This window comes from Bacillus sp. FSL K6-3312 (genome assembly GCF_038007485.1).
In the GTDB taxonomy this organism is placed as follows: domain Bacteria; phylum Bacillota; class Bacilli; order Bacillales; family Bacillaceae; genus Bacillus; species Bacillus pumilus.
Genome location: NZ_JBBOXI010000001.1, coordinates 3,776,404 through 3,789,578 on the forward strand (window position 1 = coordinate 3,776,404; position 13,175 = coordinate 3,789,578).

The window sequence follows — 13,175 nt, forward strand, 5'->3', positions numbered from 1 at the left end:
CATTAATCGATATTTAGGTTTTGCCTGCTTAACCAGTAACAATCCTTCATAGCGATTGATCTTTATTTAATTTTATATGTCTTTAGATATAAAAAAACCTAAATCATGCCTTATCAAAGATAGGGACAATGATTTAGGTTTTGCCTGCTTGACCAGTAACAATCCTAAAAGATTGTGGGTTATTTAGTTTATAGTTATAAATTATCATGTTATTTTAGTGATGTCAACGCTTTCTTTTTAAATTTATTTTCTTTTTATCACTCTGTCGATATGCAAAGTTAAGTATAACATCTCATCTTCTATGAGACTTCGGTTGTATTCTTTTTGAACATAATCATTAATTTTTTCGGCGCATTGGAAAGCTGCAGTGTTTTTCTCTTTTACGACTTCATACAGGAATTCATTTTGATTTTCCATTTGTGTTTCGTTAAACAGACGCTGCCCAAAAAACTTTAAATGCGTGACAAAACGGAAATAATTTAATGATTCCTCGTCTAAATCAATTTGAAAGTGATACTTGACGATATTTAAAATATCTTGAATGAGTTTGGTAATTTGAATCACGTTCGGCATTTCTTCATTGAGCTCTGCATTGACAATGTGCATCGCAATAAAACCGGCTTCATCCTCAGGAAGATGAATGTTGAGCTTGTCCTGAATAATCCGAATCGCTTCTACACCACACATAAACTCATCTTTGTACAACCGCTTGATTTCCCAGAGCAAGGCATTTTTGATGTCCATTCCTTTTTGATGACGTTCAATAGCAAAGGTGATATGATCTGTCAGTGTCACATAGATGCTGTCATTCAAATTTTTATTAAGGGTTGTTCTCGCATGATCAATAATCGCCTCACACACTTGCATATACTCGATTGGAATATCATAAAGCAGGGTTTTGAATTTTTCTGATATATCTTTATTTTGAATGGAAAATACTTTTTCAATACGTTCTTCGTCAATCGGGTCTCCACTTTTCTTTTGAAAAGCGATCCCTCTGCCCATAATGACCAGCTCATGCTGCTCGTCATCATACGCACTGACCACATTATTATTGATTACTTTCGAAATGATCAATTAATACCCCCCAGTACATCCCGCTTTTTCGAGCATTTATTGTTGATTGATATGTCATTTTATTATTATTATCAAAAAAGAGGACTTTAAGATGATTTTACATTTTTTTTTGATACGGTCAACTAGAAAGAATGACATATTACCTCTCAAACATGACGAAATAGGGGCAAAAAGTCTAAAAACATACACAAAAACACTCTATCAAGAGTGTTTAAAGAGTGTTTTTTACAAAATCAGGAGCAATCCCAATTATAGACGACATTCTCGAAATTTTTTCGTTTGAGGTCTTCTGGTTTGATAAAAAAGTTGGCGATTCCGCAGTCTCCCCACAACATATCCACTTCATCATCTGAGTCGATTTGTAATAGTAGAACGGTATGCTCTTGGTCTTCATAGGTACGCGGATCCTCTTGTGTAAAGCCTGGATATCCACCCAATTTGTGACCAAAACCACTCTCTGTCTCATAAAATTCATCTAGCAAGGCATCCGCTTCATCTCCATCAATACCTTCTACACCTTCGAATAGGTCCCAGCTTCGCTTACCTGTGATTTTCTCAAAGCGGAAATCTTCTACACTAATCGTTTCACTTGATCGTTCACCTGTAATGGCGCCTTCCTTCGTCACAGGAAAATAAAAATCATCAGGAATTTTCACAAAAGAAAAATCAGTCAACAACTCTTCTTCTGCCAAAAAAGGTTCCTCAATAAATTTGATTCGAAAATCTTTTTGCTCTGTTTTATGGTCAATATTCATCCCATAAAGATCATCATGCACAGAAATAAAAATTTGCAGAAGTCCTGTTTCTGGATAATCCTTCAGCTTCGGTAGCTGGCCAAAATTCATTTGTGCCAAAAGCTTCATAGGGTGTCCTGCGCCATCAACTGGATATTCGTCGTTTTTAGGGAAGTAAGGATCACCTGCAATTTTGCTGTCGTATGGTCCTGTTTTTCCTTGTTTCATATTTAGTTGAATCATTGGTTGTTCAGTTTGATCTAACATTTTACGGTAAGGTGCTATGATTTCTTGCAGCCTCGCTGATTGTGTCACGATGGTCTTCCTCCTTATGAATAGGTCTACTGACCAGGGTAGTATCTCTTTTCTATCATACAGAAGTGTACACTGCCTGTCAGCGATCAATCGGTCAATATCCTAACAAGTTCCTCACCTTAAAACGAAAAAAACCTCCGATTAATCTGGAGGTTTTGGTCGATCTATTTTTTATTTCACTTGATAATTCACTAAGTCTTCTGCGAGTGATTTCATCGTTTCATTTGTTTCATGAAGACCTTCAATAATTTTTGTAAACGTGCCTACAAGCTCTGCTTGATGCTCAGAAGAAGCGACAATTTGTGCTATTTCTTCTTCCATTCCTTTAATCGATCCCTGCACATCTTTTAGCGCTGTTTCAATATCAGTCGTCGCTTGTTTCGCATGAGTTGACAGTTTTCTCACTTCCGTTGCGACTACTCCGAAGCCTGCTCCTGCTTCACCTACTCTTGCAGCCTCAATTGATGCGTTGAGTCCAAGTAAGTTCGTTTGATCAGAGATACCTTTGATAAGATTGGACACTTGATTGATTTTAGAGGAATTTTCTACAGTGGTTTTCGTATTTTGTAGAATTTGTTCACTTGTCGCTTGTAGTTCCTCTGAATGCGCAGCAACTTGCTGTACCATTGCGACTAGTTTTTCGGAAGCTTCGTTGCTCTCCGTCATAATGTCATCTAATCGTTGTTGATTGGTCTGATCATAGGCCACGCAGAAAGCAGCGACTACCTGACCCGTCTCATCTTTAATTGGAACGGCTACAATATCCATTGGAATTCCGTATACTTCTTTCGGAATTTGGATAAACGATGGCTCTCTCCCATTTTTCAACATCGAAAAGTTTTGAAATCCATCAGCCACTGTATCACCAGCTTTAAATCCTAAGTCAATGTCCCCATGTTGCTGATAATAAAGAACCTTCTCTTTCCCTAAAACAGAAAAGGTTAGTTGCTCTCTCATAGCTAGTCCAATGATTGGTAAAGCGTCTATTATGTTATCAATTCTCTGTGACATTCGCTCACGTTCATCCTCTCTTTTTCTCAGTACATCCTCTTTATCGGTTCGTTATAAGGTCTATTACAGCCTGTAATGTGCACTAATATCAATCAAATGACCTAAGACATATAAAAAGCCCACATTCTATCAAGAGAATGTGGGTATTTTTAAAAAAAGGACATGCATATCAAGACACTGATAACGATGAGCAAAAGATACATATAGTCGATCCACGAAGTGCTGATGACATGATAATACGTCCGCTCTCTCTCACCCGTGAAGCCTCTTGCTTCCATCGCAATGGCCAACCGTTCTGATTTTCGTACGCCCTGTGTAAAAAGAGGAAGTGCATAACGCATAAAGGCTTTCCAGCTGTTTTTTTGCTTATTGCCTCTAATTTTATGCGCCGCCTTCATTTGCTTTAATTCACTTTGAAATAACGGAATAAACCGGAAGCCAGCAAGCATCCCATACGCCCATTTTGGCGACATTTTGCACTGATGAATGAGACTCATCATAAATGCTGTCAAATCTGTTGTGGACGTAAACAGGAGACCGAATGTCACAAAGCCAAGCATTCTGAGAGCGATGGTGAGTCCATTTCTTAAACTCTCCTCTGTCATATGGAACCATGCCCATTTCCAAACAGTATGATCCCCCTTGCCAAAGGCCGCCATCATCCAAAACACGAGAATAAAAAAGAGCAGATAAGGGACAAGTCTTGTGAAAAGATACTTCAAATTCCATCCGCCTAAAACAAGTCCAATACCAAGTGCAAACAGCCAGATTATGAAGGTTGTTTTAGGATCAGATATCGCCATGAGACAACACATCGCAAGTAGATGAGTGAGTAATTTGATGACTGGATTCACAGTGGAAAGAAAGGAATGATTACTTTGCAATCGTCAGCACTTCCTTTCTTTCAGCCACATAGCGATAATGCAACGGGGCTCTCAGCTGATAAACATCGACAAGTTCCTGATTTGAAAACAAATCATAAGGCGTGCCATCATACACATGCTTTCCTTGATGAAAAAGAAGCACTTGATCGGCACACTCATCGACAAGGTCCATATCATGTGTGACCATCAAAATAGTGGTGCCTTGGCGTTGACGCTCTTTCAAACGCCTGATTAATTCCTTCGCTGTTCTTTCATCCTGCCCGAAAGTCGGCTCGTCTAACAATAGGACATCCTGATCAAAAAGGAGCATTGTAGCCACACTCAATCTTCTTTTTTGACCTAAGCTTAAAGTGAAAGGATGAGTTTTTGCATGCTTTTCTAAACCGAACTCTTTCAATAGCTGAACTGTTTTTTCTTGCACAACGGATTCTGGCCAATTACGCTGCCTTCCACCAAATGCAATTTCATCGAACACTGTATCTTGTATGAATTGAAGCTCCGGATTTTGAAACACAAAGCCTGCTTTTTCATATAGTTCTCGGTCAGACCATTTTTTAAGAAGTGTCTCTTTTAAAAAAATGTGGCCTTTTTTCGTTGGCTCTAAACGAACCAAATGTTTGAGACATGTGCTTTTACCGCTTCCATTTTTCCCAATGATCGCCACCCAATCCCCTGCTTTGATATCAAGCTGAAGATCACTCATAATCCTCTTTTTCCCGTAGCTTAATTGAAGATCTTCTGAACGAATGATGGTCTCCCGCTTAGTCGACGGCACTTTTTCATTCTGCTTCTTTCTTGCTTCAAAGGTTTGCATAAGCTTGTGACTCATTGGATGAAATGGATCTTGAAAGATCGTAGACCATTTCTCGGGAAATAATTTCGGCCTCCAAATTCCTGCCTCTTTCATTTCTATTTCATAAGTCGCGAGCACATCTTTTGGAGACCCATCTGCTAAGATGCTGCCTTGATCATTTAATAAAATCACCCGGTCCATCCATTCAATGACACCATCTAGCACATGCTCTACAAAAATCATGGTTTGTCGCTGATCAGCTGCAAGCTGCTGTAGAAGCTGAAATATCTCCATTCTGCCTGCTGGATCAAGCTGTGCGGTCGGTTCATCAAAGAACAGCACATCTGGCTCTAACGCTAGTAAACAAGCAAGCGCCAATCGCTGCTTCATGCCGCCAGATAATGTGTGGATGTCTGTATTCGGATCGACATCAAGTTGAACTTTTTGCATGAGCTGCTGAATGATGCCATCCATCTCGTCACGAGGGACAGAACGGTTCTCTAAGCTAAAGGCAATTTCTTCATTGACGCGATGCATACAAAACTGGGAATCAGGGTCCTGAAACATGACGCCTGTATGTCTTTGCAATATCACTTCGCCCTGCATGTCCGCTTCTAAATGTTCTGGAATGATGCCAGCCAGAACGGAGATGAGCGTGGATTTACCGCTACCGCTTGGTCCTAAAATAAGCACCTTTTCTCCTTTTTGAATGGAAAGAGAGATTTGATGCAAAACGGGCTGAGGCTGTTCATAAAAACGGACAGTGAGATTATTGCACGCGAGAAATGAATTCATGCTGTTCACCTTTGTTTCGTTTTTCTTTCATGATGGCATATTGATTCAGTACACCGGTTTTAGATAATGCGTCCACCACTACTTTCGCTAAACATCCGCCCAGTATCATTCCGCTGATGATTTGAGTCATCAGTGTGATGAGTAAAACTTGAGGTGTGTAATAACCAAAGCCATTCGCAACGAGGCTGTATGCCATTGCTCCAACAGCTGCAAAGGCACCTGACAGCATCAGTGTCCACATGCGATATCGTTTATAACCAAAAAGAGCAAAGGCGATTTCTGCCCCAAGCCCTTGGCATACACCAATCAGCAGGGCTGAAAGACCGAAGTGGCTGCCTGTCAGTAATTCCACAGCGGCAGCGGCTGTTTCTGCAATCAGGGCAGCTCCCGGCTTTTGAATGATATACGCGACGATTGGACTGGCAATCACCCAAATGCCAAACATGATGTTGCCTCCTGCTGGGCCAACAAGTGCTGTAATGGGTAAGTAAAGTGTGGACCATCCTAAATAGATGACACCACATGCAACGGATAAAATGACAGCAAGGACAACTTCTTTCATCTTCCATGTCATGATGAATGCACCTCAAATGGAACTGGCCATTCTTCCACCGTAAACGCCATATCCCAAAACTTGTACTCAAGCTGACAGCTTAAGATAAAGTGCTGTTTCATTTTTTCCTTTTCCTTCTCACTTGCTGCTTCCGCCAGCTGATCGAGCCGCTTGCAAAGCTCCACTGTAATAGAGTCGGTTAACCCTCCATAAAATGTGATCCACTCATAAAACGGATGTAACGGGTCAGGCTGCACATATGCGAGCATTCGTTTCCCGATTTCCCAATATGTCCAAGGGCATGGAAGCAGGACAGCGATGATTTCTCCAAGCGTACCTTCCTTGGCGACTTGTAGCATGTGATGAATATAGTGATGAGCACTCGGAGCAAGCGGGGCACCTTGGAGCTCATCATATGATACACCTGCCACTCGGCAAAGATTTTGATGAGGGTGTGTCTCACTATCTAGTACAAACGCAATCTGCTGATGGAAAAACGCAATATCTTCTTTGTCTGTACATCTGCTAAGAGCTGCTGCATAAATTTTAATAAAAGCATGTAAATATTCTGCATCTTGTTTGACGTAATGAATGATCTGTTCCTTTTCCAGCTTTCCTGCTGCCAGTCCTCTAACAAACGGATGCTGATAAATGGCTTCAAATAATGGTTCTGTTTCTTCTCTTAATTGCGCTGAAAACGTCATAAAAAAAGCCTCCTCTTCTTCAGTAGAATAAATGAAAAAGCCACCCCAAATGGAGCGGCCTTCTTATCGATTCAATCATGAATAAGACGAGGTCCAGCTCCACTTCCCTCCGCTAGTACAAACTAGATCAGGTTCAAAGGGTCCAAGATTTTCTCTTGTCTCAGTCATATATGACTCCCCTAGTGGACTTTTGTCATTCAATTATCTTTACTCTACACATGTGTAGATTTGCTGTCAACCGCCTTTCTTAATTCAACGTTCTGATCGTAGGCAGCTTTTCGATCCCTGCAGCATAGTAAAAATTAAGGACACTGAAGAAATCAATTGGTTTTCCTGTTTTCAAATCAACAGCTAAAATATGATCGCCGTAATTTGTCATATCATCAATATCTAAACGCCTTGGCGTTGTCTTTCCAAGTGTATCAACAAAGCTACTATGGTAGTATTGTCCGCTAGCAAACGATGATTCATGATACATAAATAACGTCTCCACATCTAAGTAGACGAGAATGGCCTCAGATGAACTCGCATAAGGAGAAGAGTACGATACTGGTGCCGAAATACTTTTCACTTTCACACTTTCAACAGAATGGGTTCTCTGATCATATTTTCCGTCATAGGAGAAATAAAATACACGCTCCCATTTATAATCGGCGGTCTTAGATTGTTTGTTATACACTTTTGTACCATTAGCGAAAACATCCCCATTCGCATACTCAGCTACAAAGTATTGCAGGGTGGAAGAGAGGGAAACAGCCCCTGTGAAATTGGGTGGGTTTTTTGCATTCACTTGTAACGTGTAAGAGTCTCCGAAATTTCCACCGCTTGTGATACCGAATGCGTAGTCACCTGCTGGTAAATTGGTCAAACCAAGGAGACTGCCTGCTGGCTGAATCAAATCCGTCGGATAAGCTTGTCCAGTTTCATAATCAACAACAAATAATTGTACAAAATAATCGGGATTTGAAGAGGTAATTCGGCTGATGAGTGCCTGAGGTGAAGTCGTACTTAACAACCATAAATCGACTGGGTCGTCCTCTGATAAGACAACCGATTGGTTGATGGCTAGTCCATCAATGGAGCGAACGGAAGATGTACGCATCTTACCATCTTTAGCGGCTTTTCGTTTGATACTGATTCCATTTTTCTTATCTACTTTAAAAGATTTTTTTAGCTGCTTCTTTTGGATAGCGGTTCCTTCATCCTGTTTCAAAAACGAGTCTTGCACTTGCTGAATGGCTTTTTCCGTCAGTGGTGACAATTTCCCATCTGATTTCGGTGCTTCTTCTGCTTTTAATACTGGTGAAAATAAACCTGTTGTGACGAGTAGAATGGATAATAAAGTTGCAGTGATTTTTCCATAAAATGCTCTCACAGGAACATCCCCTTTTTCCTTAATTGGGTTTTTTACCCTGTGAATATTTTACCATATTTCATTCGTTGTTTTGGTCTTTTTCAGGAAATTTTTATGACAAAAAACCAGCCGTATTTGCTGCGACTGGTTTTTTGATCACTTTATGAAATGGTTTTAACAAACAGGCGTGCTGTTTCTGCACTAGAACCTGGGTTTTGTCCAGTAATGATTTGTCCGTCAACTACAGCGTATGGTGCAAAGGCATCTCCTTTTTCAAACGCTGCCCCTTGCTCACGAAGTTTTGTTTCCAATAAAAATGGAACTTTTGATGTCAGCTGAACAGCTTCCTCTTCTTCGTTTGTGAAGCCTGTGATTTTTTTACCTTCGATAAATGATTTGCCATCTTGATCCTTCACATCAATGAATGCTGAAACGCCGTGACAAACAGCTCCGACTGCACCATTTTTGTTTGAAATAGCTAAGATTGCATCGGCTACCAGTTGATTAGACGCAAAATCGATCATTGGGCCGTGTCCTCCCGCAAAGAAGATGCCATCATAATCAGCTGGGTTCACATCTGTAAGCGCCTTTGTGTCTTGAAGTAATTCATATACATCTTCATATTGCGCTGGAACACCTTCTGGAATTGAATTTTTATCAATAGGGACAGTTCCACCTTGAATAGAGACAATTTGAACGTCTAGTTCATTTTCTTTAAAAATATGAAATGGCTCTGCCAACTCTTCTAGCCATAAGCCTGTTGGATGTCCGTTCATTTCTGAACTGCTTGTCGATACTAATAACACTTTCTTACTCATCTTGATCATCCTTTCGATTTATCATGTTTCCATTTTATATTTTGCACAATTAAATATCAAGCAATTGAACTTCGTTGCAACTCTTTATGGTATACCCGATTTTCTAAAAAATATGGCATGTCATCAAATCTAATCAATATGTCACATTCTATTGGTAGGGAATTTCATGTAAAATTGTCATTGAGTGATATCATATGAGGGTAAGATGGATAGACCTCACGGATGTGAGGGGACTTTTAAAGGAGTGGAAAAGAGATGAAAACCTATTCGATTGTGATGATCATCATCACGCTCTGTATCATATTGGCCGTCTTTTTAATGAACTTAACAGGGGTCATGTATGGAAAAATTATTTTGGCCGTTGCCGTTGCACTATGTCTGACATCCATTATTCGTCTAATGGGTCTTCGAAAAAGATAAAAGCCGCCCTTTACTCGGGCGACTTTATTTACGGTTAAATTGCCAGGATAAGCGCAATTAATGCAAGAAGCGCTGGTACTCCTTGCTTGACGATGATTGATTTATTAGAGGTCACACCGCCAAATACCGCAGCGATGATCACGCAAAGAATGAAAAATAGCTGAATCATATATCCAACAGTATTCGATCCGAGAATGAGCCCCCAAATCAGTCCTGCAGCTAAAAACCCGTTATAAAGCCCCTGATTGGCAAACATCACTTTTACATTTGGATCCTTTTGCAAGTGTTCTGGCAGCTTAAAGGATCTCTTTGCCATCTTTGATTCCATAAAAAACATTTCTAATAACATAATGACAAGGTGTTCTAATGCGACAATTCCTACTAGTATTATTGCTAAAATATTCAATTTAGTTAATTCCTTTCTGATAGACGATCACGAATCTCTATTTTATCCGTGTATAAATCAAAGTCTTGTATTAATTCAAGCGCTTCAGTAAAGCGGCTTTGTGGAATGTCTTTCATTTTTCTCACACCAAACTCCTTTTTAATAAAAGCCATGATGGTATTGATATGAAGCTTACCGTGACCATCATACTCGAAATGGCTGCAAAAAGTCTGCATCGTCCCTCTTATCACCTTTAATTGCTTAGCAGTGACACAACTCATTGGTAACGCTCATCCTTTCCTTTGTTTTAACAGCTAAAAAGAACCATGTATGAAAGAAAAACCTTCCAATCTCTATTATATAATGATTTCATTCGGATATCAAAATAAAAAAGAACAGACATTCGACCAAAAAGCCGTCCTTTTCATCAAAAACAGTTTATTACCATATCAAAAAGCCGGATTCAATGGTAGAATCCGGCTTTCTGTTTAGTTACTTTTAGAAATTAATACCTTTCCAACAGAACGATCCTTACTTTGTCCAACAACTTTAAAGGATAGACCGTATGTTGGGACATCACGCCCTGCATCTGGATTATTTGGATTCACATAATTCTTTTTATCACTAAATGTACGAGTCGGGCGAATATAGCGATCTACCAACGTTAAGCCATTTGTCGCTGTATAATCAATATTGAGCTTCGTACTTGGATTCAAAGAAAATGCTGCATCATGTACTTGGAAACCTGTGGCTGCAATGGAGCCGTCACTCCACTTCAATACTTGCTGATCCGCATCTACTACCCCAAGGAAACCGTTCCCTGGGTGTTTTCCTACCCAGTTATCACCGTAGGATTGATCGACATACCACACGACCAAACCGTTATTATAGCTCATGAGGCTTGCCCCGCGTTTGATATGCTTTAACCCTTTATCGACGTCAGCATATGAGCGCCACTCTAGTAAATAGTATTGTGCTGCATATTGTTTTCCATTCGATTTCGAGAATCCGTTAAAGGTGAAAGTAGACGTGCCCTCGGCATCATCTGACCATACTTTCGTTCCATCTGCAGTGATGTTTAAATCATCTACAAATAAGCCTGGCAGTGAATAGCCTGCATCGGTTGTATAGCGGAATTGCAGGTCAATTTTCTTTCCTGCATAAGCAGAAAGATCAAAGGCTGCATCTACCCATCCGTCTGATTTTCCGTCAATTCCATTGCCTTCGTTCGCTCCAGCTTCATTTCGATCGTTCGTGATGTTACCAGCAATGGTCTTCCACTGATCGGTTCCTGTTTCACGAACTTCTACATACGCATAATCATAATCCTCTTCGATATCGTACCATGCTTTAAATGTCAGCTCTGCTTTGCTCCCTTTCGACAAATCGATACCTGTTGTCGTCATGATCGCATTTAAATTGTCACCCGTTCCGCTAAAGTACGCATTTTGTCCTTGAGCAGGTTTTGTGACCACAATCTCTTTATCTGGTAAATCCACTCGAACCGCATCATGGTTCGTTCCTTTTGTTGCTGCTTCATCAATCAGCACTGTTTTGCTTTTCTTTAATGTTTTACCATCAATAGTTTGTCCAGTAAGCCAGTTACCGCCATGTAAGTTTTGAAGCATTTCTTTCGCATATGGACTAAAGCCTGTTGGTTCCGTTCCAGGGACTTTACCTGCCCAGCTTCCGCTTGACATGATCGACCAGTAGGATACGGGCTCGCCTCCACCTGTGTACTGTGTATCGTACTCATCAGGAAGACCGAGATCATGTCCGAATTCATGTGTAAATACGCCTGCCGCGCCATCTTCAGGCTCAATCGTGTAATCTAACGCGCCTAATTTCCCGCCTTGTCCGACTTCAGATTCAGTGTTTGGAATTTCAAATACATCACCAAGTGACCAGCGGTGCGACCAAATTGCATTAGAGCCAAGCTGTCCGCCGCCAGCTTCTTCACCTACGCCAGCATGAACGACCATCAGATGGTCAATGATGCCGTCTGGTTCGTTATAAACGCCGTCCCCATCCATATCATAGCGGTCCCATTGATCATATTCACCAAGATCAATGTTCGGGTCCTTTGCTGCTGCTTCGAGTGCTTCTTTCACCAATTCACGCGGTCTGCCGTCACTGCCTGATTCATCAGGTACGTTCCCGCCATAATAGGCTGCTTCATGCTTCGCTGTATACCAGCCAGCAACCGTTCCACTGATCGTGTAACTGCCGCCAGACTGTTTCTCATAATATTGCTTCATGGATACTTTTCGTTTCCCATCTGGACCGATGTAGCCATTTTTTCCGAAAAGCATGTCTTGATAGTGCTGCTGATCGTACTTGTCATAGTACATATCAGTCTCTTCTTTTTTAATACTATTATGCTTATAATCTTTAAAATCTACTAATAAAACCAATACCTTATCATTGCGAACATCGCCTTTATACTTTTCCTTTTTGACCGGTTTTACATGATTGCCTTCTTTTCCTTTATGCTTCTTTAACTTTTTCTTTTTGGCTAATTTGTTATGTACCTCTTGTTTGTATTCTTTCAGAAATTCAGGCTCTTCTGTTAAGGTGCTGGCACTTTGTTTCATGGCAGCTTCTTCTTTTTTCTTTAAATAGTTCTTTAATGCTTTTTGGGTTTCTGCTTCATTGGCATTTTTTTTGATCTTTCCTTGTTTTTTCAAGGCTTTGATGAGACGGTCTTCATTCACAACACTTGCATCGAATGGAATACCTGAATAATGACCGCCGTCTGAGGATGTTGACTTTTCTGTAGTGTGGGCTGATAGAGGGGTGCTGAAAGCTGTCAATGTGCCTAAACCGAGGACAGCTGTTAGTGCTATGCTCGTCCATTTCCCTTTTTTCATTTTGGTTCCTCCCTAATTTGGTAATAAATAATATCTCATTCTAGCATATTCCAATATACTTAAGTCGAAAAACATTTTATTTTCAGAAACTTTGTGGAAAATGCACAATACGGGAATAAAATGGACGGAACAAGGTGTCGAAAATAAAAGAACCCTGGGTGATGAACGGGGGACTGACACCCGTTTTTGATACATGGATCAAAACACCTTAATGAAACAGCCAGTTGCCGAAACTTTTTCGGTGACTTTCTAATTTCAAACTGGAGTGGAAGAATTCGATCGAGCATTATCAGCGGGCATACCCTTATGGGACATGCTCATGATACTGCTAAAACAGATCGTTAAAAAGGCATATTAGGGTGAATTTTGTTGAAACTCTCAAATTTTTTTCTATTGACATCAACCAAAAGGTGTAACTATAATGGTTACATCTCATCTGGGTGTAACTGAGTCCGTTACATC

The 13,175-nt window shown here is 40.4% G+C and carries 13 protein-coding genes and 1 riboswitch; of the genes, 1 reads left to right on the forward strand and 12 read right to left on the reverse strand.

The genetic code is table 11. The features are described from left to right. Window positions 1–243: 243 nt before the first annotated feature. The 9 genes from licT to MHI11_RS19870 all read right to left on the reverse strand — a co-directional run bounded on the left by licT (window position 244) and on the right by MHI11_RS19870 (window position 9,038). Window positions 244–1,077: a BglG family transcription antiterminator LicT gene (gene licT, locus MHI11_RS19830; protein ID WP_044140329.1), complete on the reverse strand. Its 834-nt coding sequence runs from the start codon at window positions 1,075–1,077 to the stop codon at window positions 244–246. A 233-nt stretch (window positions 1,078–1,310) separates the two neighbouring features. Beyond that, window positions 1,311–2,126 carry a YwqG family protein gene (locus MHI11_RS19835; RefSeq protein WP_340962143.1) on the reverse strand — a complete coding sequence of 272 codons (816 nt, stop codon included), beginning with the start codon at window positions 2,124–2,126 and terminating at the stop codon, window positions 1,311–1,313. Window positions 2,127–2,297: 171 nt separating this feature from the next. Continuing rightward, the gene (locus tag MHI11_RS19840) at window positions 2,298–3,137 is read right to left on the reverse strand and encodes a methyl-accepting chemotaxis protein (protein ID WP_044140331.1); all 840 of its coding nucleotides are present in this window, start codon (window positions 3,135–3,137) and stop codon (window positions 2,298–2,300) included. A gap of 149 nt (window positions 3,138–3,286) precedes the next feature. Further along, window positions 3,287–4,021, reverse strand: coding sequence for an energy-coupling factor transporter transmembrane component T family protein (locus MHI11_RS19845; protein ID WP_340962145.1), 735 nt, complete (start codon window positions 4,019–4,021; stop codon window positions 3,287–3,289). After that, window positions 4,011–5,609 carry an ABC transporter ATP-binding protein gene (locus tag MHI11_RS19850; RefSeq protein WP_340962146.1) on the reverse strand — a complete coding sequence of 533 codons (1,599 nt, stop codon included), beginning with the start codon at window positions 5,607–5,609 and terminating at the stop codon, window positions 4,011–4,013. The genes MHI11_RS19845 and MHI11_RS19850 overlap by 11 nt, the downstream gene beginning before the upstream one ends. After that, the gene (locus MHI11_RS19855; RefSeq protein WP_106065962.1) at window positions 5,584–6,183 is read right to left on the reverse strand and encodes an ECF transporter S component; all 600 of its coding nucleotides are present in this window, start codon (window positions 6,181–6,183) and stop codon (window positions 5,584–5,586) included. The genes MHI11_RS19850 and MHI11_RS19855 overlap by 26 nt, the downstream gene beginning before the upstream one ends. Next, window positions 6,180–6,866 (reverse strand): thiaminase II, encoded by a 687-nt coding sequence (gene tenA, locus MHI11_RS19860; protein WP_340962148.1) that lies wholly within the window; start codon window positions 6,864–6,866, stop codon window positions 6,180–6,182. Before tenA ends, MHI11_RS19855 begins: the two co-directional genes overlap by 4 nt. A gap of 87 nt (window positions 6,867–6,953) precedes the next feature. After that, window positions 6,954–7,057: riboswitch (TPP riboswitch) on the reverse strand. Window positions 7,058–7,113: 56 nt separating this feature from the next. Next, window positions 7,114–8,241, reverse strand: a complete 1,128-nt coding sequence (locus tag MHI11_RS19865; RefSeq protein ID WP_111912950.1) for a hypothetical protein — start codon at window positions 8,239–8,241, stop codon at window positions 7,114–7,116. 140 nt (window positions 8,242–8,381) lie between these two features. Continuing rightward, window positions 8,382–9,038, reverse strand: coding sequence for a type 1 glutamine amidotransferase domain-containing protein (locus MHI11_RS19870; protein ID WP_003215149.1), 657 nt, complete (start codon window positions 9,036–9,038; stop codon window positions 8,382–8,384). 255 nt (window positions 9,039–9,293) lie between these two features. On the opposite strand from MHI11_RS19870, the gene MHI11_RS19875 reads away from it, so the two are divergent. Continuing rightward, complete coding sequence (locus tag MHI11_RS19875; protein ID WP_003214630.1) at window positions 9,294–9,458, forward strand: hypothetical protein; 165 nt, start codon at window positions 9,294–9,296, stop codon at window positions 9,456–9,458. A 34-nt stretch (window positions 9,459–9,492) separates the two neighbouring features. Here the strand turns inward: MHI11_RS19875 and MHI11_RS19880 are convergent, their stop codons facing one another. The 3 genes from MHI11_RS19880 to MHI11_RS19890 all read right to left on the reverse strand — a co-directional run bounded on the left by MHI11_RS19880 (window position 9,493) and on the right by MHI11_RS19890 (window position 12,713). Continuing rightward, on the reverse strand, window positions 9,493–9,864 hold the full coding sequence (locus MHI11_RS19880; RefSeq protein WP_003215243.1) for a DUF1304 domain-containing protein: 372 nt from the start codon (window positions 9,862–9,864) through the stop codon (window positions 9,493–9,495). 5 nt (window positions 9,865–9,869) lie between these two features. Next, window positions 9,870–10,124 carry an ORF6C domain-containing protein gene (locus MHI11_RS19885; protein ID WP_034620285.1) on the reverse strand — a complete coding sequence of 85 codons (255 nt, stop codon included), beginning with the start codon at window positions 10,122–10,124 and terminating at the stop codon, window positions 9,870–9,872. Window positions 10,125–10,331: 207 nt separating this feature from the next. Further along, window positions 10,332–12,713: an immune inhibitor A domain-containing protein gene (locus MHI11_RS19890; RefSeq protein ID WP_340962152.1), complete on the reverse strand. Its 2,382-nt coding sequence runs from the start codon at window positions 12,711–12,713 to the stop codon at window positions 10,332–10,334. Window positions 12,714–13,175: the final 462 nt, after the last annotated feature.